Origin of the sequence: uncultured Planococcus sp., assembly GCF_947501725.1 — a bacterium.
GTDB classification, from domain to species: Bacteria; Bacillota; Bacilli; order Bacillales_A; family Planococcaceae; genus Planococcus; species Planococcus donghaensis_C.
On the sequence record NZ_CANMXD010000004.1, the window covers coordinates 96,031 to 118,961 of the forward strand.

Here is a 22,931-nt window from a genome sequence, read left to right on the forward strand (position 1 = left end):
ACTCAACATTATCAATTTCTAAGAGATTATCTTCTACACAGTTTAATAAGCCAAGATCTGAAGAAATTGTTCCAGGTGGAAATTTTTATGGGTCTCAACTGTTTCGTGCCTTACACGACTTAGTGAGAGAAAAATGCACTTTGAGTCATTTTGAATAATAATTTTTAATGATGTGCAGAAGCACATATATACATATACCATTGAAGGATATGGAGCAAACTAGTGGAGACTCCCGCAAGCCCGTAGGAAAGATACGGCCGAAAGGAATTCGGATCGTATCTTTGCGACGAAGCTAGCGCAGCGATGCAGGAGCACCGGGTTTCCAGGAGCTGGTTTGCGGAATATCCACAGCTCGCCTAGTTCATGCCCAAAGCGCTCGAAGCGATTCCAGTACACTAAGCCATACTGCCACTTCTCATATCTTTCCAAACTCCCTCTTTACATCCCCCACCACTTCCTCTACACTAAACCCATCGGGAACAACCCGAACACAAAAACCGCATACCGTTTACTGCACTAGGGGTGCCCATTATGGCTGAGATGCAAGCGCAAGCTTCGATCCCTTAAGACTCGATCAGGATAATACCTGCGTGAGGAAGTGCGGCGCATTTCTGAAATAATTCCTTTTGATTATTTGTAGATTATGGCTGCATCTTCGCGGATGCGGCCTTTTTTGTGCAAATTTTTAGGAGGAATGTTGATATGGAACCATTGCAATGCGGGACCAGCCCGATTGTCGGATTTCGCTTTTCGCTTCATCCGATGACCGGCGATTTCATCAAAGTCATCAAAGGAGCCTTGAACGAAACGGACACGTCGAACGTCTGGATGCACACCGATGACGTCTCAACCGTCATACGCGGCAAACAGAATCACGTCTTCAACGTCGCGAAAGCACTGGCGTTGCATACTGCAAAAACCGGAGAGCATGTCGCATTGTCCGGCACCTTCTCGATCGGCTGCCCCGGCGATTCATCCGGGGACGTCTATTTGGAAAAAGACGATGTGCTGTTGAACACCGACGACACGAAGCAATACGTCTCTTCCCAGTTTGCGCTGTACCCGATGAACAATCCGGATTACATGGCAGTCATCTACCGGGAAGTGGACCGCGCCAAAAAACTGGGCGTCTTCAACGACTCGATGCATTACGCCAGCGGCATCCATGGCGATATCCATAAGGTTTTTTCTTTTTACGAAGAAGCATTCACCAATGCGCGTTCCGAAGATCACCGCCACTTGGTGATGACCGTATCAATGAGCATCAACAGCCCGTCCCACGGAGGTGCGTAAGATGCTGAAATCGTGGAAATTAAAAGAAGTGGTGTTGATGTCCCTGTTTGCGGTCGTTTTCGGCATCGTCTACTTGCTGTTTGTCCATGCAGCCAACATTTGGGCTGCAGTCATCGGCCCGCTCGCCTATGAATGGATGTTCGGCATCTGGTTCATCGTGTCGATCATCTGCATGTACATCATCCGCAAACCGGGCGCTGCCTTTATGTCCGAAACGATGGCCGCTGCAATCGAAGTATTGATCGGCAATGCCATGGGCCCTCGCCTGATTCTTTCCGGCGTCATCCAAGGGCTCGGCGCTGAAGCCGCGTTCGCATTGACCGGCTATAAGCATTTCAACATCCTGGTGCTGATGCTTGCCGGCATCGGTTCAGCCGTCTTCAGCTTCATCTATGGTTATTTCATCTCGGGCTATGCAGCACTCGATCCTTCTTTTGTAGCGTTGATGTTCACCATCCGAGTCCTTAGCGGCGCCATCATCGCAGGAATCGGCGGCAAGTATATCGGAGATGCTTTGCTTACGACCGGTTCCCTGCGTGGCTATGCAATTGCGCGTGCGAAAAAAGGTGATGTGAATGCCTGATGAAATCTTCTCGTTAAATGAGCTATCGTTTCGCTTTCCGGAAGATGAAGCGAAAACCTTAACCGGCATTTCCTTTTCGGTCCACCGGGGCGAGCGGCTGGTCTTAACCGGCCCAAGCGGCTGCGGAAAAAGTACCTTGCTGTATTTGCTGAATCGTTTGTATCCGGAGAACTGCGACGGCGTGGTAGATGGAGAGGCTTTATTGTTCGGGAAGCCTGCAGTTGATTATGTCCCTGGGGAAATCAATCACCGCGTGGCAACTGTTTTCCAGGATCCGGATTCACAGTTCTGCATGCCGACCGTTGAAGAAGAACTGGCGTTTACATTAGAAAACCTCCAGACGCCGTTTGATGAAATGGACCCGCGCATCGAAGCAGTTTTGGAGCTGACCCAATTGACACACCTGCGGCATACTGTTATCCAATCCTTGTCCGGAGGGATGAAACAGCGCGTCGCTACTGCTTGTGCGCTGATCATGGATCCCGAGGTTCTATTGCTTGATGAGCCATTGTCTCACCTAGATCCGTATACCGCCAAACAATTCGTCCAGTGGCTCCAACAGCTGCAGCAACAAGCCAATTTGACTATCGTTGCAGTCGAACACCGGCTGGACAGCTGGGGTTCGTTTTTCGGACGTGAAATCCAAATGGGCGGTGATGGAAATATCGTCGCCGATCAGAAATTCACAACACAGCCGTCGGTTCTGTTTCCTGTACGGCAACCCGCAGTCCAACCGGAAACTGCGTTACATGCTGCAGAACTCTCAGTAACGATCAAGAATAAGCAACTGCTCTCTCCATCAACGTTTTCCGCCCGCCGAGGCGAAGTCGTGGTCATCGCCGGACAGAATGGCAGCGGCAAGTCGACTCTCGTGAAGTCACTGTGCGGCATCTATAAAAAGACGACTGGAAGAATCGAATCCGACGGTACCGGCTACGTACCGCAGTCTCCGGAATATCTGTTCCTGACGCAGCGTGTCGACCAGGAAGTGGCATATTCTGGTGCTTCCACCCACGACCAGCTCCATGAATTGATGGTCAATCTGCGGCTGGAGGAAATAAAAAAGGCACATCCTTTCGCCGTCAGCCACGGCCAAAAACGGCGTGTCGCGATAGCCGCCATGCTCGCCGATAAACGGCCGGTGCTGCTCATGGATGAACCGACTTCGGGGCAGGATACCGCCGCACTCCTCGAGCTTTTCGACTTGATCGACCAGCGTTCCAAAGAAGGTACGACTTTTTTGATTGTCACGCATGACATGGAATTTGCGGCAAGCCTCGCCGATTCGGTCCTGCTCATCAAAGACGGGCAAATGACCGGCAAGTTCGATGCAAGAGATGTCTGGCATGACAAAGAGCTGCTGGCTTCGCATCATTTATTGGCGCCGAAAGGAGTGGCCCGCCTTGCAGAATCTTTTGCATGAAATGAATCCGTCCGTCAAGTTCGTGCTGATCACTCTGTCGATGCTGGCCATCGCGTTCTTTTTCAATCCATGGACGCCCTTGTTGTTCTGGGCAGGTATCATCCTGCTGCAGCTCACGATGAGCCGCATCAACTGGAAACTTTGGCTCCTGTTCATGCTGCCGTTTTCCATCGGCGCTTTCGGGTATTTATGGACCACCGTCGTTTTTGGTGCAGACACCGGCGGAACCGTTATCTGGTCATTTGCCGGAATCGATGTGACAGACGAACAATGGGCGCGCGCCCTGTCTCTCTCTTTCCGAGTGATGGCGTTTTCTACACTATCCCTCCTGTTCGCCTTCACCACCGATCCTGTAAAATTCATCTTGAGCCTCATGCAGCAGCTCAAATTGTCGCCGAAATTAGCCTATGGTGTCATGGTGGGCTACCAGTTCCTGCCGGTCATGAAAGATGAATTCACACAGATTCAGCAAGCGCAAAGGCTGCGTGGTGCAGAACTGAAAAAGCGTAGCTGGCAGCGTTTGCTGGAGATGCGCCGCGTATTGATCCCTATGCTGGCGGGCGCTGTCCGGAAAGCGGAACGGTCGGCATTCGCCATGGAAGCGCGCGGCTTTACCGGAGAACCGAGAAGCGCGTATTACCGGCCAGTCCGGATCGGCCGCATTGATTTCCTGATGTCAGGTGTGTTTCTTATCATCCTGCTCATCAGCTGTATTGGCGGCAGCTGGTTAAGCTGAAAATATGGTAAGATGGACTACACAAAATCTTACTGGGAGTGATGGAAGTGGAAGCACGTATCACCGTATTGACGCTCGGCGTCGAGGATTTGGAAACTTCCTTGGCATTTTATCGCGACGGGCTGGGTTTTTCTTCTGATGGAATCATTGGCACTGAATTCGAGCACGGAGCCGTCGCCTTTTTCAAATTGCAACCGGGATTGCAGCTGGCCCTCTGGAAGCGCCAAGATATTGCGCATGACGCTAAACTACAACTCTCTCCCTCAAGCCCCACCAATATGACTATTGGACACAATGTCGGGAGCAAACAGGAAGTTGACAATGTTCTAGAGCTAGCCCATAACAGTGGAGCAGTCATCACAGTTTCTGGCCATGAAACATTCTGGGGTGGCTATTCTGGCTATTTTCAAGATCCTGACGGCCATTTATGGGAAATTGTCTGGAATCCGCATATGGAAAAGCTTGATTGAGTTCAAAGGCCAAGACTGTTCAATTATGAAGAAAGAAACCTTTATTAAGGTTCCTTTCTTTTTTTATTTAGCCGGTCTTCAGTTCTTGTTACTTGTTTTGAATTTTCTCGTTTAGCCTTATGTAGTATTTTACATGTACAAACGATAACACCATTTGTTCCCAACGCTTCTATCGATTATAATGAAAGCAGTTACATATTTAATATGAACGGGGGAGGAATTGCTGTGAATGGATTTCAGTTGCTCGACGAACAGGACAGCCGAATCTACTTTGTTTTCACACCTTGTCATCCGCATTCGTTTCTATTGTTTGAACAACATCTGGAAACCGTATTGGCACATTTCGAATCCATCGTCCCCTCCACTCAATCGAATAGCTGGATCTTGAAGAAAATCGCAATCTTCTGTGAAGACAAAATCAGTTATTTCCCAGACAACGAATTGTTGATTGAACCGAATTCATTTATGGAAGCTTCTATTCAAGAAGTTTACATAATATTATTATTTATCAAAAGTTCCCCTTCCGCTCCTTTTGAATTTCAACCTGCCGAAAAAATTGAGAACCACCAAAACTTCGAAGATGCCCAAAAAGCAGCGACCGAACAAATGGCCAGCCTGAAAAAAGCATCTCCCACAATCGAAATTAAAGCTCTTGGCGCCAAAATGATATACGACATCCCTCTATGACACCATATATAAATAAATCCGTTATTTCACCTCAACAATAAAACCATTGCCCAAGCATGCCTTTTAAGCGCACGCTTGTACAATGGTTTTTTTATGTATTTCATTCTGGTTAGACGGTCAGAGACTGGAAATCAGTGTCTAGGCTAATCGATATCGTGCCGCTTGCTTCTGTTGATCCAGTAAACCAGAAAAGCGACACCTAGTACAATAATGGCTGTTTTCCAGTCGACCTGTCCTGCATCTTCGTCGAAGTCCGCTTTCACCACTGCGCGTTTCCTTTGGTCTGAGGACATTCCAGCCAGCTTTGTATCGATTCTAATGGTTTGAATTGCCGGCACTGCTTCAAATAGGAGAGCCGGTGCGAAGACAAGGTCCGCCTCACCTTCATTTTCGCGGGAATCACCGGACACGCCAGTTTGGATTCCATTAGAGAGAAGCAGGCAAAAGAACAGCAAGCGTATTGTTTTCTTCATCTGCCTCCGCTCCTATTATCGGTGATTTGGATATTCGATTTTGCAGAGAACTTGCCAGCTGTAGTCCCAAAAGTAAAATGAGACAAATAAATAAAGGCTTTCTGGCACCAATTACTGTTCCATAGATGCTGAGCAGAGCACCTGCGAACAATGATTGCACCGAAGCCTCCTTTTAACTAGTTGCTAACTGATGATTTCAGAGCCAAGCGGAATCACTGTAAATTATTCCGACTCAAGAGCGAAAGCGATCACGCCAACAAGCTTGGTGCTATTCCTCAACTAGTCTCAACCACATTTACAGGGTCACGGCCTGTTCCTGTAGTTGAACCAGTTGGTCATTCCTATTCCAGCAACCCGACATAATTTCGACGTTCTGTGAGGATCCTTCTTTTTGCACTAAATTTCTAAGCTGTTGTACTTAATTAGCTTAACATAACTGATAATGATTATCAATATCATTAAGACGACCTTTCTACTCCCTCTATTCGAAACCCAACCGCCCCTTGTATCTAAATGTCTATGGCGTAAAAATGCAAAAAAAGAGAGCTGAAATTCAGCTCTCCAGTGTTCCATATGTGATTTCATCTTCGTCTCTTGCATTGACCCCATTTTTCACGTGGACAATCGTCCGCAAGATCAATTTGGCTTTCGGATGTTCCAGTACCCAACGCTCGTCGGGAACGATTTCAAACTGCTGCATGACCGTATCTTTTGATTTGACGGATCCTGCAAACTCCATCGATTGTTTGGCAATGACGGTTTCATAAAAATCAAAATCGCTGTCATCGCGCGTATCTTCGACAAGCCTCACGACATTCAACTCGATGAAATCAATAGTTTGTTCTCCATCTCCACCATCTAGGTAAATCGTACCGTTCAACGTTTCGCCTTCTTCGAGATGTGGCCTTTCAACCACCGTATTCACTTTCAATGAACCGATGCCTATTGATGATAAAAAATCCTTGAACTTCATAACCTCGAAACCCCCAACTTTTGTTAGTCCTTGTATACCACAAGTTTGTTCTTTTAAAACAATCTTAGAGTTCTGTGTAATCGTATTGGTTTTCCAAATTGGTCTCGTGTCTGTTGTAGCGTCGTTTGAATAGCTTATAAAAATGAGAAATCAGCACCCGAAGCAATGCATACATCGGGATACCCAGAATGACCCCGACAATGCCGAACAATGATCCTGCCGTCAAAAGTACGAAAATGATCGTCACCGGGTGGATGAACAAGGTTTTTCCCATGACCTGCGGCGATATCAAGTTGCCTTCCACCAATTGCACAACCGTCCAGACAATTGCCAGCTTAACCAGCATGAATGGAGAAGTGACGAGCGCGATAATCGCTGCTGGTGTGATGGCGATGGCAGGACCGATATAAGGAACAATGCTCGTCACCATCGCTAAAACCCCCAGCAATAGCGCATAATCCATACCGATGATCAGGAATCCGATATAGACCATGACGCCGATGCAAAATGCCACAATCAGCTGTCCCTGTATATAGGCACCCAACTGCCGATCCGCTTCAGTGAACACTTCACGCGTATCTTCGCGGAATCTTGGCGGCAAAAGCTTCAGGAAATACTCCGGCAATTTCTCACCGTCTTTCAATAGATAAAACAGGATGAACGGAACGATGACCACCGATAAAATAACACCGGTAATCGTCGAAATCAACCCGGTAACACCTGTAATAACGCTTGTTACAGTGTTTTGCAGCGTATCAGCAATATTGGCGGGCAAGGTTGCAAGCAAAGTGTCAATCGTGAAATCGGATTCACTGTAATAGTTACCAATAAACGATGTCCGCAAAAACGCATCGACATCCGTCAGCAATTGCATGAAATACTCCGGAAACTCTTCAATCAGTGTTTGAAACTGTGAGCGCAAAAATGGGAATACCAATACAATCAACAGTGTAATCAGCCCTACCACACCGAGGAAGATGATGATAATCCCCCAGATGCGCGGGATTTTGAAACTCTCCAGCATGCGCAATATCGGCCGCAATAAATAGAAGAAAATCAATGCCAGCACTATCGGTAAAACCACTGTTTTCATAAAAACACTAACAGGATGAAAGAGAAATGAAACTTCCTTAAAGATAAATACCACCAATCCAAGCAATAACAAGGATATAAGGGTGAATAACGTATTTCTGCCACCTAAAAACCGAATGTAATTGGTCGCAAAAAATGATGGCTTGTCCTCTGGCTGCATAAGCTTCCCCTTTTCTGAATAGACTATCTACCTTCATATTATCATAATCACTAATGATTTAGTCTAGGGGTTGTGACAAATATTCACTTAATGCTTGCTTATTTTGCTCCACATCAATATCAAGAACCGACCCCGCATGAGCGTAGTTCCCATAGCTATAGCTGTCTTCAACTGGAAGAGTCAAACGGTCCACTTCCCCGCCTCCGCCGGTTGCCAATTCGGTGGCCAGTTTTACTTGGTCCGTCAATGGCATATCGGTTTGGACATAGCCTTGCAATGCACCTGCCAATTTCGGGAACTTCGGAATAGAAGAAATGCTGACCAGTTCATCTTTCATAGACGCAATCACTTGCTGCTGTCGGCGCACCCGGCCAAAGTCTCCTTCATTATCAGAACGGAACCGAGCATAGCCTAGAAGCTCTTTACCGTTGAGTTTTTGAACGCCTGGCGTCAAAGAGACCCCAATCTTTTCAGACATTGCTTTCTCGACATCAATTTCTACGCCATTTGGTGCAGCAATATCAACCAGGCTTTCAAAACTTGTGAAGTCAATCAAAGCATAATGATGAATCTCCACCCCAAACATGTTCCGAAGCGTATCTGCCAGCAGGTCCACTCCGCCTAAATAGTATGCCGTATTTAATTTATAGGATTGATAACCGGGAATATCGGCATAAATATCCCGCATGAATGAAGTCAATTTAATTTCGTCGTTCACTTTATCATGTGTGACGAGCATCATCGTATCTGTACGGGATTGCTCTTCTCCACGCGAATCGACACCAAGCACCAGGATGTTTTCATAATCTCCGTTTGCTGCGTCTCCATCGAATGTAACAGGTTCTTGCTCTATGCCATCAGCGAGACTTTCACCACTTTTAAATTGCAGGAATGCATAAACACCCACTGCGATGAGTGCAATCAGGAGCAGGAAGACGATGCCGCGCAGCCGTAATCTTCTTTTTCTGCGTCTTTTTCTTTTGAGGGGTTGTAATTCTTCTTCCATGATCAATACACTCCTTTCTAAACTTTTACGTCAATATGACGCTCACCTGTGCAATAAGTTTCGGGATTCCTTTTAAATTAACGAGCTAAACCATAATAATGGGCTTTTTCTCCCTTTTATGATGGAATGATTTAAAAGCATGCGAACAAAAGAAAAAGAGTTGCTCGAACTGTGCAGACGCGCCGCTATAAAAGTTTCGCTGTCTACAGAACATTTTAATTGTCGGAAAAGCGATCGAGTGGTAAGATTTTTCTTACCTACTATCAGATGGCGGCCTAAAATAACTTTTTCTTCCTATTAACTACCGAGATATAAAAGCGAAAGTTCTCATCTGCCAAGTAAACCATATAGCATCACCGGGAGAGGAGCCATAATCATGACAGAAAAAGCGACATTTGCAGGAGGCTGCTTTTGGTGCATGGTCAAACCGTTTGATCAGTTTGACGGCATTGAGCAGGTTGTTTCAGGTTACAGTGGCGGACATATAGAAAACCCTACCTACGAACAAGTGAAATCCGGAACCACCGGCCATTTGGAAGTTGTAGAAATTACATTCCAGCCTGATGTTTTTCCATACGAACAATTGCTGGATATCTTTTGGCAGCAAATTGATCCTACAGACGATGAAGGTCAATTTCAAGACAGAGGCCCTTCTTATCGGGCGTCGATTTTCGTCCATAACGAACACCAACGTGCGATAGCAGAAAAATCCAAGCAGGAATTAGATGCCAGCGGACGTTTCGATAAACCCGTCGTGACGGAAATCCGGGACGCTGTTGCTTTCTACAAAGCAGAGGATTACCACCAGGATTTTTATAAGAAAAATGCCGAACATTATAAAAAAGACCGGGCAGAATCCGGCCGGGATGTATTCCTATCTAATGCCTGGGAAAAAGTTGACGCTTGATGCGTCAGCTTTTTTACCCTGCATTATAAACAGATTATTCGAACAATTGAACTACCCATTTCCGATTTAGGGAGGCACTCGATTGAAACTTATAGAATCTGTAGATCCTATTGTAATGCAATTGGTGATTGTTCCGATGATTGTCATCGGAATCGGTCTGCTGCTCGCTCTACTCACCAAAAGAGTTTATGTCGGACCCGTCTCAACGATGATCTTAACTTTGAGTTATAATTTTTGGTATTTCACGTCTTTTTATCCAAGCTCTGAGCTTTCTTTCACCATGATTTCCTCGTGGTGCATCATCTTTCCTTTAATCTCGCTTTACCTTTCGTGGATGGTGGTGCTCCAGCCGCATGTCATTAAAGCATTTTTCCTGCCGGAGCCAAAAGAATAGCTACCCCTTTTTATTGAGCAGCAGCGAAAAAATAACCATCAGCACAATAAAGGCTAAAAACAGCAGCAACGTGATATCGTGATTGCCCGTTGCATCGTAGATGATGCCGATTGTCAATGGCATGAAGGCCGAGATGATATAGCCGCCTGACTGCGTCATCGCTGTCCAGCTATTGGCTTCGTCGGCAGAAGTCGTTTCATCGAGTGGCATCAATAAAGCAATGGGGAAAAGCCCACCCAGTGCCACACCGATACAAGCGGCCGCTATCCAAATTGCCTCGACATTGCCGAACATCAGCAGGAAGATTCCCACCGTGCCAAAGGCCAATACAATCAATACCCAGGCCAAGCGGCTTGGAAACTTATTGAACATCAACGGAATACTGATATTCCCCACAATTTGAACCGCCGTCATCAGAGTCAACACCCCTCCAGCCGCCAAAACGGTCATGCCTTTTTCAATCGCAATCGGTGCAAGCCAGGTCAGCATCGAAAAGAAAAATGCAGACTGGAAGCCGAAAAACAGCAGCATGTACCAGGCCCGCTTATTTTTCCACGGCGATACTAGCGCAATACCGTCAATGGCTGTTTCCTCAACTTTCACTTCAGCCGGCTGTTTGACACGCACCCAGATGATGATGGCCACTACAGACAATAGACTCCAACTGGCAATCGCCAGCGGCCAGTCCGCTACGGTGTAAAAAACTCCTGTCAAACCAGCTGACAAAGTCGCCCCTAACCCCATCCCAAACGAATAGACACCGATCAATGCTGCAGTGCGCATCGGAAAATCACGCTTGATCATCGCCGACAGAAGAGGACTGATGATTGCGATGGCCAACCCGATGAAAAAGGCACTCGCAAGCAGAACCGGATAAGTCGGTACAAAACCTCTGATTAATGTAAACAGGCCGATTGCCACAAGCAACATGGCTATCGAGCGCTTCAATCCGAATTTCCGGCCGAACAGAACCGCCAAAGGCGCAAAAAGCCCCATGCAAAAAACAGGAACAGCCGTTAAGAGACTGACCTCACTATTGCTTAAATCCAAATCTGCGCGAATCGGCTCAAGCATCGGGCCGATGGACGAAATGGCCGGACGCAGGTTCAAGGCGACAAACAAAATCGCCAGTACCATCAAGCTAATCGTCGATTTCTTTTGCTGTTCAGCCACGTTTTTTCCTCCTGATAACAATAGTAAGAATATGAATTCATAGTTTTATTAATCACTCATTATAAATGATCCTGCCGAACTTCTCGGTACACAACACCAAACTTGTGACTCACCCCCCAATCATTTAAAATAGAGGTGTGAAAGGCGGGTTGTCGATGAAACTCGTGAATTGGAGTTACGCGAAACGCTACAATATAAAAGCGATTTTCGATGAATTCCCCCATGTTGTTGTACTGTTTCGCCAAATCGGCGGTTATTACTTTATCTATTCGATGAAAGGCCTGACGCCCGAACACATTCCCGGCCGTCGCGAGTATGTACAGATGGAGTATTTGCTGAATAAGGAACTTGGCATGTTGGAAGCCTATGTTGAACGGAAAACAAGGTAAAAACAACTTATATTTTTAGTTTATCCGAGACCACGGGCGAATGCTATCGATTTCCGTGGATTTCGTGGTATACTCTTCTTATTGTGAAATTTAGGAGGTACGTATAAATGATAGCTGCAAATGATGTAAGTCTTCGCTTTGGTGACCGCAAACTATTCGAAGACGTCAATATTCAATTTAACCCCGGCAATTGCTACGGATTGATCGGTGCCAATGGTGCCGGCAAATCGACGTTCATCAAAATTCTTTCGGGTGAACTTGAAGCACAATCCGGAAATGTCTATATGGGATCAGGTGAACGCCTGGCTGTACTGAAGCAAAACCATTTTGAATACGAAGAATATGCTGTTCTTGAGACTGTTATTATGGGCCACAAGAAATTATATGAGGTCATGTCCGAGAAGAACGCCATCTATATGAAAGAGGATTTCTCTGATGAAGACGGCATGCGTGCTGCTGAACTTGAAGGCGAATTCGCTGAATTGAACGGCTGGGAAGCTGAATCTGAAGCAGCCATCCTTTTACAGGGTCTTGGCATTACTGAAGACCAGCACGATAAGAAGATGGCTGAACTTTCCGGTTCCGATAAAGTGAAAGTGCTTTTGGCACAAGCTTTATTCGGTAAACCTGATGTTCTATTGCTGGATGAGCCTACCAACCACTTGGACTTGAAAGCAATCCAATGGCTGGAAGAATTCCTGATCAACTTTGACAACACCGTCATCGTCGTATCGCATGACCGCCACTTCCTGAACAAAGTATGTACGCATATCGCTGACCTTGACTTCGGTAAAATTCAACTTTATGTCGGAAACTACGACTTCTGGTACGAATCAAGCCAATTGGCTACCCGTTTGGCATCAGATCAGAACTCGAAAAAAGAAGAAAAGATTAAAGAGCTTCAGGCCTTTATCGCCCGCTTCTCCGCCAATGCTTCCAAATCGAAGCAAGCGACTTCACGGAAGAAAATGCTTGATAAAATCGAGTTGGATGATATCCGTCCTTCTTCCCGTAAATATCCATTCGTCAATTTTACCATCGGCCGCGAAATCGGCAACGATGTGTTGACAGTAAGAGATGTCAGCCAAACCGTTGATGGCAAGAAATTATTGAACAATATCAGCTTCAACCTAAACAAAGACGATAAAATCGTCCTGATCGGTGATCCACTTGCAAAGTCAGCTCTTCTGCGCATTCTAGCTGAAGAAGACCAACCGGAATCCGGTTCGGCCCGCTGGGGAGTCACTACTTCACGTGCTTACTTGCCGATCGACAATACCATTTACTTCGAAGGTAGTGAATTGTCATTAGTGGATTGGCTGCGCCAGTACTCACCGGAAGACGAAAGCGAAACATTCCTTCGCGGATTCCTTGGCAGAATGCTATTCTCCGGCGAAGAAGTGAAAAAGAAACCTTCTGTATTATCCGGTGGCGAGAAAGTACGTTGCATGCTTTCCAAAATGATGCTGTCACACGCAAACGTCCTCCTTTTGGATGAGCCTACCAACCACTTGGACCTTGAATCGATCCAAGCCTTGAACAACGGCATGATCGCCTTCAAAGGCGCTATGGTCTTCACTTCCCATGACCATCAGTTTATCCAGACGGTTGCAAACCGCGTGATTGAAATCCGTGAAGACGGAACGATCCTCGATAAGCAATTGACTTACGATGAATACCTGGAGTGGAAAGATACACAAGGTATCACCAACTAAAAAGATTAGTATCCAAGCAGCAGATGCACTCGATTTCCTGAGTCCATCTGCTGCTTTTTCGTATGCCTACTCTTCCAAAAGAACATAGAAAACCCGTGGATCTGCGCAGATCCCCGGGTTTTCTACTACTGTTTTATTTTGTAAAACGTTTCACCAATCGGCCTGCAGGCAATTTGGAAACGTATTTATTCCCTGAATTGGATACTTTCTTCACAAGGTCCAATAAATCATCGTCCCCAGCCCAATGCTCTGTGATGACTTCTTTCGGGAATTTGTTTAAAACCGTATTGATGACGAATACCGCCACGACGACATCGTCGAGGAATCCACCTGGACCTACCAGAATTTCAGGCAGGAAATCGATCGGCGCGATAAAATACATGATTCCGGCACCGACCGCTGCTTTGCTTTTCGCATCAATCCGGCTGTCCAGCATCATTCTGGTCAAAAGATGGAATAGATCGGGCGCGAACAATACATAGCCGCTAACGGTTCCAACCACTCCCGGTTTGCTGTCCACCCACTTTTGAACTTTAGTCCGCAATTTCTGATAGAAATCATTTTGTTTTTCTTCACTCGGCATCGGTTTTTTTAGGTATTCATTGTCCATCTGCTATTCCCCCTTGATCTTTCTTTTCAATAACTGATGAATCCATGACGATTTCTAGAATACTAATGTTACATTTGTCGCTACACGGGCTTTATCGGCAACACCTTCATAGACGGTGAACTTCACCGGCTGACCCGGATTCAGTTTCCGGAAGCCGTCGACATTTATGTTGATTTCTTCAAAGAAGAAGTCTTCCCCGTTGTCGCCTGTAATCATGCCTACCCCTTTATCTTCATCAAACGATTTTACTGTACCTTCCATGATAAAACCTCCCGTATTCTCTTTATCCAGTCATCTATTTATACCCATCCTGCACTGAATAAAAACCTCATGCGTCCGTTCTGGGCTGCCGTTCCCTTTGAGCACACTGCTCTTTTAGATACGGACTGAAATTAAGAGAAGGCATATGGGAGATGTCGAAATGATTCTGGCGTCCACCTATCTGTTGACAAAAAAAAGAACCACTCCCGAAAGAGTGGTCCTGGGTTATTAGACTTTAGTTACGTTAGTTGCTTGAGGTCCACGGTTGCCTTCTTCTACTTCGAATTCAACACGTTGTCCTTCGTCAAGCGTTTTAAAGCCTTCGCCTTGGATTGCTGAGAAGTGTACGAATACATCGTCTCCGCCTTCAACTTCGATGAAGCCAAAGCCTTTTTCTGAGTTAAACCATTTTACTGTTCCTTCTTGCATAATAATTACCTCCTGTGGTAAAAAAATTTTTCAATATGGAATCTTTTCCAATAAAAAAATTCACATATTTCCAAAAGTACCATCACGTGCTGATCACTTTTGGAAATATGTGAATAGCTGTAATTGGTGGAGATTTCATGTTGTTAAGATAATTATATCAAATTGACTACAAAAGTCAAATAAATCTAAAAACTTATCTTTGGTTTCCCATCAACTAGCCAAATCAGCCCATGAAATATCTGTAAATCCTCTTCGCATTTTTCACAATATTCCATTTCTTCCCGGTTCCAGTAGCTGTTGAAGGCTGAATCCCGCTCTTCATGCTCTTCAAATCTGTGGCTGAAATCCGCCTTTAGTTCCCCCAAGTATTCACGGGCGGATTCGGCTGAAGTAAACTCCCGGCGCGAAACTACTTTGTCCTGCCAGTCATCGAACATCCACCACGGTTCATAATCAGCCCTCATATAGATGATTTCATGCATAGCAGCCAGCCTCATTTCTTCCTATTTAGCATTGTGCCAAATCTATTCCAGCTTGTAAAGAGTTAAGCTCGGTTTCCCAAAGGATTCGAAAGTTTGTATTGACATGCGGTTTCACGTAAAATATAAGGAAGAGAGAGCATTGAAATGAAACTTTTCAGTGCCAAGGACGTATAGAGTAAGTAGCAGTGAAGGAGGTCCTTTGCATGAAGCCCCTAAAGCCGATTGAAAATTTTATCAAAAGGCAATCCGTTAGTCTGCCTCTTATGACAGTGATGTTCCCAGTCCTGTATTTAGGAGCAGAAATCGGATTGATCGCATCAGGAGCTGTGGCAGCCGGAACTTATATCGCCAGCAACAGCACCATAAAACAGGTTCAGATTTCATCTGACTCCAAAAATCTTGGAATGACCCGCAGTGAATTCAAAAACGTACGTAACCAGATAAAAGAAGGCAAAGAAAAAATCAAACAGCTTCAAGGCAATTATTATAAAGTTCGTTCCATTTCATCTTTCAAACAATTGATGGATATGACAAAAATTGCGAATAAGATCATTACCGTAGTTCAACAAAATCCGAGAAAATTCTATTTGGCTGAACCTTTCTTTTATTCCCATTTGGATTCAGCCATTGAGTTGACGGAAAAATACACCTTACTGGTCGGACAGCCTGTCAAAGATCAGGAAATGCGTGTTGCCTTGCAGGATACCCGGGAAATGCTGCTGTCACTCAATAAAGTGATGGAGCAGGACTTGAAGCGCGTTCTATCGAGTGATGTCGAAAAACTGCGCATGGAATTGGATTATGCAAAATTGGCTGTCGATCAGCACAATAACCAGAAATTACTCGTACAGCCAGAACCTGAACATGAGGGAGACGTGGAAGATGACAGAGAAACCATCAACTCGAAGTGAATTGGATGATTTATTGGAATCGCCTTTTGGCGTGCAATTGGAGAAACAGGAACACGCTGTTGCCGAACAGGCGGAGGGCCGCCCAGTCGCTTTGATGGATCGCTTAACGAAAGAAGAGCAGGCCAAAGCGCGCGAACTTGCCAAGCAGATTCCGGTCGGCAATAACGAAGCGATCCTGACCTACGGCGCAAACGCCCAAAATCAGTTGAGCCAGTTTTCACACAAAATGCTCGACCATGTCCAGCGCAAAGATATCGGCCCTGTCGGTGACGTGCTTCATGATCTGATGAAAAAGCTGGAAGAGCTGAATCCCGAAGAATTGACGCAAGGTAAGAAATCGGGCATCCGCAAACTGTTCTCGAAAGCTAAATACTCCGTCCAGGAAATGATGACCAAATACCAGAAGCTCAGCACACAGGTGGACCGCATCAGCATCCAACTGGATCATTCCAAACGCGGGTTGTTGGATGATGTTCAGATGCTCGAGCAACTTTACGACCAGAACAAAACCTATTTCCAAGCATTGAATGTCTATATTGCGGCAGCTGAACTGAAACGGGACGAAATCATGAACGAAACGATCCCTGCACTCCGCAAAAAAGCGGAGACTTCACAGGACCAGATGGTTTATCAGGAAGTCAACGATATGGTCCAATACGTGGACCGGCTGGAGAAGCGCCTATACGATCTGCAGCTATCCCGTCAAATCACGATTCAAAGCGCACCTCAGATCCGTATGATCCAGCAGACCAACCAAACGTTGGCTGAGAAGATCCAGTCATCCATCATGACTTCGATTCCGTTGTGGAAAAATCAGATTGCCATCGCTTTGACATTGAATAAGCAGCTGAAAGCCGTAGAAGCACAAAAGCAAGTCACCTCAACCACCAATGACCTGCTTCTGAAAAACTCGGAAATGCTGAAAATGAATTCGATTGAAACCGCCCGTGAAAATGAGCGCGGCATCGTCGAAATCGACACTTTGAAGAAGACGCAGGAAAATCTGCTCGAAACGATTGAAGAAACACTTAAGATCCAGGCAGAAGGACGCAGAAACCGCAAAGCCGCTGAACTTGAAATCGGCCGCATGGAAGAAGACCTGAAACAACGCCTGCTCGCCATCCACGATGGCACCAACGACAACAATGGATAACAGCAAAATCCCCGGAAGCTCATGTGAGCGTCCGGGGATTTTTTATGTGTTTTACTTGTATGGAAAGTATTTTACGCTTTTCAGACAGTAAATCCTTATACTGGAAATAAATTTTTAAAGGAATCAACTAGTAACGGGAAATCACCCGGCCTGAATCACCAGATGCAGGCTTCTTTTCAAAAGCCGCAAAGTCTGTTCGACAAACTGCTCCAAGGAATCTGCACTGACGGATTTATTGCCGTACATCATCCGGTAAAATGCCGCCTGCTCTTCAGTAATAGTGTCGCTGCTCAAGAACAGGTGCAGCACTTCGATGCCCTGTTTTTTCGCTTCCGCTACGGCGTTTGCGGTATCCACCACGCCGTTTTCTGCGTAATTGTAGGCAGATGGCTCGCCGTCGGAAAAGACCAGTAAAAAGCGGTGTTTCTCAGTCCGGTGCTTCAGGCGATTGTTCATCCAACGGATTGCGAAACCATCGCGATTGTCCTCATGCGCATCCAGTGACGCAATTTCCTGGGCATGGTCTTTGCCGCGGTCTTCGAACTTATGCATCCACTCGAAATAATTCGGCTGTTCAGCATCACTCGCTTCATATGCATCTTCATAAAATAGGACAATTTCATGCGGCACATTCAAGCCGCGCAGCACATCGTGGAACAACAGGACAGCCTGTTTCGTTTCATCCAATTTGTCTAGCATGGAGGCAGAACCATCGATCAGCAGGCAGAAAACCGCATCCAGTTCTTTGGATGGCGCTGTTTTTCGGTAGAATGGTTTGGGGCGTTCCTCAATCACCAGCGGCATCAGCTTTTTCGACAGCCTCCCTGCATTCAAGTTGCTGCGGACACCTTCCTGCCGCTGCGTCATCCGTTTTTTCAGTTCTTTCAGCAACGCACGTACATACGGCGCCTGTTTTTTCCGCCAACCCTCAATTTCGAGGCGATGGTCGCCTTCTACACGCAATCTGGTCTCGTGATACACCACCTGGTCATTGGCTGAACCGAATCGGCCTTCCGCTTTTTTCGGCTGGCTCTTCATCTGCCGGTCCTCCGCATCGCTGTCTTCCAGATGCTCTCCGCTTGAATCACCTTTAGCCGTCTGTTGGACCTCGCCTGCCCCTTCTTCTTCCCTGCCGCCTTCAGCTAGCTGGGAGTCGCCGCGTTCGAGCTCAAACTCCAATGCTGGAGCTTCACTTTCTTCGGTTTCCCGATGCCAGGACTGGAACCATTCTTCAATGGTCTCAATTTCTTCAGACTCTTCCGCCTCTTCCGCTTCGATGCCTTCATGATAATGGAATGGCGGTGCTTTGTCAGCGGCTTCGCCAAAAGTGTAATAGCTGTGCAGCGCATCCGAACTGAGCAGAAATTCTGCCCGGTCCATGATCCTTTCCACCACTTTTACAGAATCCATCGTCGTTTTTGCATCGAATAATTCTGTCCAAATGAAAGACAAGGCATTGAAGCGATCTCCTACATCCACTTCGATGCCACGCAAGCTTAAATACGCTGCATTTATCAACAGATCACTTTTAAAGCCTTTTTTCAAGTTTTGCTGGAATTGATCTTTGTGATATTCCGTATAAACAGCTTCCCGCGTAGCAAAAGCGGCAATCGTACCAGGACGTGCCGCTTTAATCTTTTCGGAAAGACGGAACTCCTCAGCGCATAACAGCAATTGTTCCCGAAGGCTCGGCAAAGCAGTATCCTCCCTTTTGAACTTGCGCCATGCAGCCAAATTGAAATCCCGCCAATAACCCGCAGCCATCAAATAGATATCGGATAGATAGCCGTTGCGCTCAATCCGTTTGGTGCGGTGGCGCCAAAAGACGCTGATGGACATCGCGGATTCGGATGGCCGCAGCTCCACCAATTTGCGAGTAGTCACTTTCAAGTAAGGCGCATCCGCCAATGCACCGGCAAGCAGCTCCATTTGATGAAGCATCTTCGTATCGATGGTTTCGTTATTGAATTGGATGAACCGATTTACTGATGCCATAATTCCCACCTACTTTTTCCAAGTATGAGCCAGATCCATGAACAGATCGCGTTCACTTTCATCTTCCAATTTCTCGGCAATGGCGTATTGCACCGCGCGCAGCGGATCCATATATTCTGCTAGAGCCGTTGCATCCAGCAGGCTACGAATTGAAGCAGCTTCTTCCGACAATAAGCCGTTTGTCACTTGCTTCATCAAGTCTTCCGCCAAATTCAGCATAAATGCCTTAAGATCGCCATCCGCTGCCGGAAATTCGCGATCCCATAGTTCAGCCAATTGCTGACCCGTCAAATAAGGGATCGGATAAGCAATAAAGCGATTTTTTAATGCTTCGTTCATGGGAGCGGTACCGATATAGCCTTCATTGATTGCAGAAATCACTCCGAAATCAGGATGCGCCTCAATCACTTCCCCAGTAAACGGGTTCGTCATCATACGCCGGTGGTCCAGTGCACTGTGGAGAATCGGCAAGGTTTCAGCTTTCGCCATATTGATTTCGTCGATATAAAGAAAATGCCCTTTTTTCATGGCGGTCACAACAGGGCCTTCGACAAACTCGATGACACTCTGCCCATCCCGCTGCACCAAGGTCTTAAACCCCAACAAGGCTTCCGCATCCAAATCAACAGAACAGTTGATGCTTTGCATCGGCTGTCCAAACAGTGCCGAAACGCTTTCCGCCAGCTTGGTCTTCCCTGCTCCCGTCGGCCCTTTCAGCAATACCGGCTTACGCAGCACCACCGCAGAAAGAATGTCCTGCCAGAGATGGCTATCGGGAGCAATATAGCCGGGTTTTCCGATTAATTTATCGTAATCTTCATGTGTCCGTTTTTTACGCTTGGTGATATCCTGCTCAATCAATGACATTCCGATTCCTCTTTTCCATAGAAAAAGCCGATGTAAATCCATCGGCTTTTTGACATTCTTTAAGGCTTTAACAGCCAACTTCCCCTACATTATTCAAAATAAGTTTTATAGAATCCACCGATTTTACCGGTATTGTCCACTACGAAAATGAATTCTTCCGTTTCGTTTTTCACTTCGTATTCCTTGCCCACAGTCAGTACATTGGAAACCAAAAATTTGGCTGCATCCGTATGCTTGCAGGTCACGGTTTTGATTGTTTCTCTCTGGAGCCATTCGTTGTGAATCATCGTCCTCATCCTTTTCAATCTGCCTATACCTTCAGTATAAGGAAAAAGCAGGCCAATTTCAAACTGACTCTGCTTTAATCTATTTCATAGGGAATAATTTGCGAAATCTTTTACTGAATAAGCTATATTAGTTGAACTAAAGAAACTAGCTTTTACCCTACGCTTCGGATGCTTTAAGTAGAGCAAGACGATTGCTCCTGCACAAGCTCTTCGCTAAGAGATGTAGTGAACTCAAAGCAAGCCTATGTGTTTTTATTAGAGATGGAGCAAAACAGCGAAGACTCCTGCGGATTAGCGATTCGACCGATACACCGCAGGGAGCGCAGCGGACGAGGAGGATTGGGCGGGAGCCCGCTGGAAAGCGAAGCTGTTTTGCGGAGTATCGGCTAAAATAGATCATTAGTTCAACTTATATAGTGTTCAATACTTTGCAAAACATCTGCTTTCAGACCCACTAGATGCGGAGCATGCAGATCGATTAACTTTCCTATATTCTTAAGAACCCGCTCACTTCTTCGCAAATTTTGTACTATAAAGGTAACGGAACACTGCGATACAAATGACAAGAACCGACAGCAAGATCAAAAAACCCTGCAGATGTTCAAGAATGGTTTGGTATGCGTAGGGAAACATCCGACCGATATTAAAGTAGACGAACATCCAGACAAACCCTGCCGTATAGGCGAACATCATGTAGCGCATGAACGGAAAGCGGTTGGCTCCAACAACATACGGCATTGCCCAACGGATTCCAGGCAGGAAAAAGCTGAAAGCAATCGCCCATTCTCCACGTTTTTCCAGAAAGGCATTGAATCGGCTGATCGGCCCTTTCAGACGTGTTCTGTTCAATCGGTTCAACAGACGATGTCCGAGGCTGCGTCCAATAAAATAAGCGAATGTGTTGCTGGTGATCAGACCTAAATAAGCTGAAAGAAACGCATACACCGGCTTAAAATAGCTGATTTCCGTCAATACACCTGAAAAGGCTGCAGCGACTTCATTGGGGATCGGCAGACCGAAAAGCAGCAGCCAATTAAATACGAACATGCTGAAATAACCATATTCCTTAACCAATTCAATGAAAAATGAGATATCCATGGACTTCTACCGCCTTTAGGCTGTTCTTTCTTTAATGATGACAAAAAAAAGATAGTCCTGCAATGCAGGACTATCGCGTAGATTGATTATTAAGATTCCAGCAATAGATCTTCTGGATTCTCGATCATATCTTTAACCATTTTCAAGAAACCAACAGAATCGCTTCCGTCAATTACGCGGTGGTCATAAGATAGTGCCACGTACATCATCGGACGGATTTGAACTTCGTCTCCGATTGCAACAGGACGTTTTTGGATCGTGTGCATTCCAAGGATACCAACCTGTGTACCGTTCAAAATTGGTGTAGACATCAATGAACCGAATACGCCACCATTAGTGATCGTGAATGAACCGCCTGTCATATCAGCAATTGAAAGTTTCTTATCGCGTGCTTTCGTAGCAAGTTCACCGATAGAAGCTTCAATTTCTGCAAAGTTCTTTTTGTCCGTGTCGCGAACGATCGGTACAACAAGTCCTTCTTCAGTTGAAACAGCAATACCTACATCATAGAACTGTTTTAGAAGGACATCTGTTCCATCCAATTCAGCGTTGACATATGGGTATTTTTTCAAAGCTGCAGTCACAGCTTTTGTGAAGAACGACATAAATCCAAGTTTTACATCATTATTTTTAAGGAATTGGTCTTTTTTGCGGCTGCGTAAAGCCATAACATTCGTCATGTCGATTTCGTTGAATGTCGTCAACATTGCAGTCGATTGTCTTACTTCCAAAAGACGTTTTGCAATCGTTTGACGGCGTCTTGACATTTTTTCGCGGACAATGCGGCCATTTTCTTCATCAGAAGAAGGAGCTGCTGCTTTTTGTGCTTTTGGTGCTTCCGCTTTTGCAGCCGGGGCACTTGCAGCCTGTTTCGATCCGTGAGCTTCAACGTCCTGGACGCGTACACGGCCCATTGGATCAACTGGAGAAATAGCTGCCAGGTCGATTCCTTTTTCGCGTGCCAATTTACGTGCTGCAGGGCTTGCAATTGTCCGGTCAGAAGAAGATTGCTCTTCAGCTGCAGGATCTTCAGCTACAGGCTCTTGAGTAGCAGGAGCTTCTGTTTTAGCAGGCTCTTCGGATTTTTGTGGAGCTTCTTCAGCTTTAGGGGCTGCTGCTTCGCCAGAACCTTCGCCCACGATTGCGATAACTTGTCCGACTTCAACTGTATCGCCTTCTTGTGCTAAATGTTCCTGAACAACTCCAGCTTCTTCGGAAATGACTTCAACGTTGACTTTATCTGTTTCCAGTTCAACGATGAATTCACCCTTTTCAACTGTTTCGCCGGGCTGTTTAAGCCATTGAGCGATTGTTCCTTCTGTAATCGATTCTGCTAGTTCTGGTACTTTGATCTCTGCCACAAA

Annotated in this window: 26 protein-coding genes and 1 riboswitch; of the genes, 12 read left to right on the top strand and 14 right to left on the bottom strand. The window is 45.9% G+C overall.

Annotation, left to right across the window (positions count from 1 at the left end):
- Nucleotides 1–508 precede the first annotated feature (508 nt).
- Nucleotides 509–614: riboswitch (TPP riboswitch) on the top strand.
- 88 nt (nt 615–702) lie between these two features.
- The 6 genes from Q0785_RS06990 (at nt 703) to Q0785_RS07015 (ending at nt 5,192) form a co-directional block, all read left to right on the top strand.
- Entirely contained in the window at nt 703–1,293 is a 591-nt protein-coding gene (locus Q0785_RS06990) for a YkoF family thiamine/hydroxymethylpyrimidine-binding protein (protein WP_298827583.1), read from the top strand.
- Between the two features lies 1 nt (nt 1,294).
- On the top strand, nt 1,295–1,876 hold the full coding sequence (locus tag Q0785_RS06995; RefSeq protein ID WP_298827586.1) for an ECF transporter S component: 582 nt from the start codon (nt 1,295–1,297) through the stop codon (nt 1,874–1,876).
- A complete protein-coding gene (locus Q0785_RS07000) occupies nt 1,869–3,299 on the top strand; it encodes an ABC transporter ATP-binding protein (RefSeq protein ID WP_298827589.1) in 1,431 nt (476 codons plus the stop codon). Before Q0785_RS06995 ends, Q0785_RS07000 begins: the two co-directional genes overlap by 8 nt.
- Nucleotides 3,280–4,035: an energy-coupling factor transporter transmembrane component T gene (locus Q0785_RS07005; RefSeq protein ID WP_298827592.1), complete on the top strand. Its 756-nt coding sequence runs from the start codon at nt 3,280–3,282 to the stop codon at nt 4,033–4,035. Before Q0785_RS07000 ends, Q0785_RS07005 begins: the two co-directional genes overlap by 20 nt.
- Nucleotides 4,036–4,082: 47 nt before the next feature.
- Nucleotides 4,083–4,505 carry a VOC family protein gene (locus Q0785_RS07010; protein WP_298827595.1) on the top strand — a complete coding sequence of 141 codons (423 nt, stop codon included), beginning with the start codon at nt 4,083–4,085 and terminating at the stop codon, nt 4,503–4,505.
- A gap of 225 nt (nt 4,506–4,730) precedes the next feature.
- Complete coding sequence (locus tag Q0785_RS07015) at nt 4,731–5,192, top strand: hypothetical protein (protein ID WP_298827598.1); 462 nt, start codon at nt 4,731–4,733, stop codon at nt 5,190–5,192.
- A gap of 143 nt (nt 5,193–5,335) precedes the next feature.
- Here the strand turns inward: Q0785_RS07015 and Q0785_RS07020 are convergent, their stop codons facing one another.
- The 4 genes from Q0785_RS07020 to Q0785_RS07035 form a co-directional block, all read right to left on the bottom strand.
- Nucleotides 5,336–5,665, bottom strand: coding sequence for a hypothetical protein (locus Q0785_RS07020; protein ID WP_298827601.1), 330 nt, complete (start codon nt 5,663–5,665; stop codon nt 5,336–5,338).
- A 553-nt stretch (nt 5,666–6,218) separates the two neighbouring features.
- Nucleotides 6,219–6,638: a sporulation protein gene (locus Q0785_RS07025; RefSeq protein ID WP_223632391.1), complete on the bottom strand. Its 420-nt coding sequence runs from the start codon at nt 6,636–6,638 to the stop codon at nt 6,219–6,221.
- Between the two features lie 64 nt (nt 6,639–6,702).
- Nucleotides 6,703–7,890, bottom strand: coding sequence for an AI-2E family transporter (locus Q0785_RS07030; RefSeq protein ID WP_223632393.1), 1,188 nt, complete (start codon nt 7,888–7,890; stop codon nt 6,703–6,705).
- A 58-nt stretch (nt 7,891–7,948) separates the two neighbouring features.
- Nucleotides 7,949–8,896, bottom strand: a complete 948-nt coding sequence (locus Q0785_RS07035) for an LCP family protein (RefSeq protein WP_223632395.1) — start codon at nt 8,894–8,896, stop codon at nt 7,949–7,951.
- A 376-nt stretch (nt 8,897–9,272) separates the two neighbouring features.
- Between Q0785_RS07035 and msrA the strand changes: the two genes are divergently transcribed.
- Together msrA and Q0785_RS07045 are read left to right on the top strand one after the other, a co-directional pair.
- Nucleotides 9,273–9,803, top strand: coding sequence for a peptide-methionine (S)-S-oxide reductase MsrA (gene msrA / locus Q0785_RS07040; RefSeq protein ID WP_298827615.1), 531 nt, complete (start codon nt 9,273–9,275; stop codon nt 9,801–9,803).
- Nucleotides 9,804–9,885: 82 nt separating this feature from the next.
- Nucleotides 9,886–10,197 (top strand): hypothetical protein, encoded by a 312-nt coding sequence (locus Q0785_RS07045; RefSeq protein WP_223632399.1) that lies wholly within the window; start codon nt 9,886–9,888, stop codon nt 10,195–10,197.
- Here Q0785_RS07045 and Q0785_RS07050 read toward each other — a convergent pair whose 3' ends face one another.
- The gene (locus tag Q0785_RS07050) at nt 10,198–11,370 is read right to left on the bottom strand and encodes an MFS transporter (protein WP_298827620.1); all 1,173 of its coding nucleotides are present in this window, start codon (nt 11,368–11,370) and stop codon (nt 10,198–10,200) included.
- 155 nt (nt 11,371–11,525) lie between these two features.
- Between Q0785_RS07050 and Q0785_RS07055 the strand changes: the two genes are divergently transcribed.
- The gene (locus Q0785_RS07055) at nt 11,526–11,759 is read left to right on the top strand and encodes a hypothetical protein (RefSeq protein WP_298827623.1); all 234 of its coding nucleotides are present in this window, start codon (nt 11,526–11,528) and stop codon (nt 11,757–11,759) included.
- Nucleotides 11,760–11,866: 107 nt separating this feature from the next.
- The gene (locus Q0785_RS07060; RefSeq protein WP_223632405.1) at nt 11,867–13,474 is read left to right on the top strand and encodes an ATP-binding cassette domain-containing protein; all 1,608 of its coding nucleotides are present in this window, start codon (nt 11,867–11,869) and stop codon (nt 13,472–13,474) included.
- A gap of 133 nt (nt 13,475–13,607) precedes the next feature.
- Here the strand turns inward: Q0785_RS07060 and Q0785_RS07065 are convergent, their stop codons facing one another.
- From Q0785_RS07065 to Q0785_RS07080, 4 genes are all read right to left on the bottom strand, one after another.
- Nucleotides 13,608–14,084 (bottom strand): DUF1232 domain-containing protein, encoded by a 477-nt coding sequence (locus Q0785_RS07065; protein WP_298827626.1) that lies wholly within the window; start codon nt 14,082–14,084, stop codon nt 13,608–13,610.
- A gap of 54 nt (nt 14,085–14,138) precedes the next feature.
- On the bottom strand, nt 14,139–14,345 hold the full coding sequence (locus Q0785_RS07070; protein ID WP_223632408.1) for a cold shock domain-containing protein: 207 nt from the start codon (nt 14,343–14,345) through the stop codon (nt 14,139–14,141).
- A gap of 228 nt (nt 14,346–14,573) precedes the next feature.
- A complete protein-coding gene (locus tag Q0785_RS07075) occupies nt 14,574–14,774 on the bottom strand; it encodes a cold-shock protein (protein WP_008428384.1) in 201 nt (66 codons plus the stop codon).
- Nucleotides 14,775–14,959: 185 nt separating this feature from the next.
- The gene (locus tag Q0785_RS07080) at nt 14,960–15,256 is read right to left on the bottom strand and encodes a DUF1033 family protein (RefSeq protein WP_298827653.1); all 297 of its coding nucleotides are present in this window, start codon (nt 15,254–15,256) and stop codon (nt 14,960–14,962) included.
- 203 nt (nt 15,257–15,459) lie between these two features.
- Between Q0785_RS07080 and Q0785_RS07085 the strand changes: the two genes are divergently transcribed.
- Both Q0785_RS07085 and Q0785_RS07090 read left to right on the top strand, forming a co-directional pair.
- Entirely contained in the window at nt 15,460–16,167 is a 708-nt protein-coding gene (locus tag Q0785_RS07085) for a 5-bromo-4-chloroindolyl phosphate hydrolysis family protein (RefSeq protein WP_223632412.1), read from the top strand.
- The gene (locus Q0785_RS07090; protein ID WP_298827657.1) at nt 16,139–17,320 is read left to right on the top strand and encodes a toxic anion resistance protein; all 1,182 of its coding nucleotides are present in this window, start codon (nt 16,139–16,141) and stop codon (nt 17,318–17,320) included. Before Q0785_RS07085 ends, Q0785_RS07090 begins: the two co-directional genes overlap by 29 nt.
- A 141-nt stretch (nt 17,321–17,461) precedes the next feature.
- Here Q0785_RS07090 and Q0785_RS07095 read toward each other — a convergent pair whose 3' ends face one another.
- The 5 genes from Q0785_RS07095 to odhB form a co-directional block, all read right to left on the bottom strand.
- Nucleotides 17,462–19,315, bottom strand: a complete 1,854-nt coding sequence (locus tag Q0785_RS07095; RefSeq protein ID WP_298827660.1) for a VWA domain-containing protein — start codon at nt 19,313–19,315, stop codon at nt 17,462–17,464.
- 9 nt (nt 19,316–19,324) lie between these two features.
- Nucleotides 19,325–20,182, bottom strand: a complete 858-nt coding sequence (locus Q0785_RS07100; RefSeq protein ID WP_298827663.1) for a MoxR family ATPase — start codon at nt 20,180–20,182, stop codon at nt 19,325–19,327.
- 89 nt (nt 20,183–20,271) lie between these two features.
- On the bottom strand, nt 20,272–20,469 hold the full coding sequence (locus Q0785_RS07105) for a DUF6501 family protein (RefSeq protein WP_223632424.1): 198 nt from the start codon (nt 20,467–20,469) through the stop codon (nt 20,272–20,274).
- Between the two features lie 507 nt (nt 20,470–20,976).
- Nucleotides 20,977–21,567, bottom strand: coding sequence for a DedA family protein (locus Q0785_RS07110; RefSeq protein ID WP_298827666.1), 591 nt, complete (start codon nt 21,565–21,567; stop codon nt 20,977–20,979).
- Between the two features lie 89 nt (nt 21,568–21,656).
- On the bottom strand, nt 21,657–22,928 hold the full coding sequence (gene odhB, locus Q0785_RS07115; RefSeq protein WP_298827668.1) for a 2-oxoglutarate dehydrogenase complex dihydrolipoyllysine-residue succinyltransferase: 1,272 nt from the start codon (nt 22,926–22,928) through the stop codon (nt 21,657–21,659).
- Between the last annotated feature and the right edge of the window lie 3 nt (nt 22,929–22,931).

What these genes read in the sequence shown, in the direction of transcription:
- Q0785_RS06990 (WP_298827583.1), top strand. Translation starts at nt 703, where the DNA reads ATGGAACCATTGCAATGCGGGACCAGCCCGATTGTCGGATTTCGCTTT.
- Q0785_RS06995 (WP_298827586.1), top strand. Translation starts at nt 1,295, where the DNA reads ATGCTGAAATCGTGGAAATTAAAAGAAGTGGTGTTGATGTCCCTGTTT.
- Q0785_RS07000 (WP_298827589.1), top strand. Translation starts at nt 1,869, where the DNA reads ATGCCTGATGAAATCTTCTCGTTAAATGAGCTATCGTTTCGCTTTCCG.
- Q0785_RS07020 (WP_298827601.1), bottom strand. Translation starts at nt 5,665, where the DNA reads ATGAAGAAAACAATACGCTTGCTGTTCTTTTGCCTGCTTCTCTCTAAT.
- Q0785_RS07025 (WP_223632391.1), bottom strand. Translation starts at nt 6,638, where the DNA reads ATGAAGTTCAAGGATTTTTTATCATCAATAGGCATCGGTTCATTGAAA.
- Q0785_RS07030 (WP_223632393.1), bottom strand. Translation starts at nt 7,890, where the DNA reads ATGCAGCCAGAGGACAAGCCATCATTTTTTGCGACCAATTACATTCGG.
- Q0785_RS07035 (WP_223632395.1), bottom strand. Translation starts at nt 8,896, where the DNA reads ATGGAAGAAGAATTACAACCCCTCAAAAGAAAAAGACGCAGAAAAAGA.
- msrA (WP_298827615.1), top strand. Translation starts at nt 9,273, where the DNA reads ATGACAGAAAAAGCGACATTTGCAGGAGGCTGCTTTTGGTGCATGGTC.
- Q0785_RS07055 (WP_298827623.1), top strand. Translation starts at nt 11,526, where the DNA reads ATGAAACTCGTGAATTGGAGTTACGCGAAACGCTACAATATAAAAGCG.
- Q0785_RS07060 (WP_223632405.1), top strand. Translation starts at nt 11,867, where the DNA reads ATGATAGCTGCAAATGATGTAAGTCTTCGCTTTGGTGACCGCAAACTA.
- Q0785_RS07065 (WP_298827626.1), bottom strand. Translation starts at nt 14,084, where the DNA reads ATGGACAATGAATACCTAAAAAAACCGATGCCGAGTGAAGAAAAACAA.
- Q0785_RS07070 (WP_223632408.1), bottom strand. Translation starts at nt 14,345, where the DNA reads ATGGAAGGTACAGTAAAATCGTTTGATGAAGATAAAGGGGTAGGCATG.
- Q0785_RS07075 (WP_008428384.1), bottom strand. Translation starts at nt 14,774, where the DNA reads ATGCAAGAAGGAACAGTAAAATGGTTTAACTCAGAAAAAGGCTTTGGC.
- Q0785_RS07080 (WP_298827653.1), bottom strand. Translation starts at nt 15,256, where the DNA reads ATGCATGAAATCATCTATATGAGGGCTGATTATGAACCGTGGTGGATG.
- Q0785_RS07085 (WP_223632412.1), top strand. Translation starts at nt 15,460, where the DNA reads ATGAAGCCCCTAAAGCCGATTGAAAATTTTATCAAAAGGCAATCCGTT.
- Q0785_RS07090 (WP_298827657.1), top strand. Translation starts at nt 16,139, where the DNA reads ATGACAGAGAAACCATCAACTCGAAGTGAATTGGATGATTTATTGGAA.
- Q0785_RS07095 (WP_298827660.1), bottom strand. Translation starts at nt 19,315, where the DNA reads ATGGCATCAGTAAATCGGTTCATCCAATTCAATAACGAAACCATCGAT.
- Q0785_RS07100 (WP_298827663.1), bottom strand. Translation starts at nt 20,182, where the DNA reads ATGTCATTGATTGAGCAGGATATCACCAAGCGTAAAAAACGGACACAT.
- Q0785_RS07105 (WP_223632424.1), bottom strand. Translation starts at nt 20,469, where the DNA reads ATGATTCACAACGAATGGCTCCAGAGAGAAACAATCAAAACCGTGACC.
- Q0785_RS07110 (WP_298827666.1), bottom strand. Translation starts at nt 21,567, where the DNA reads ATGGATATCTCATTTTTCATTGAATTGGTTAAGGAATATGGTTATTTC.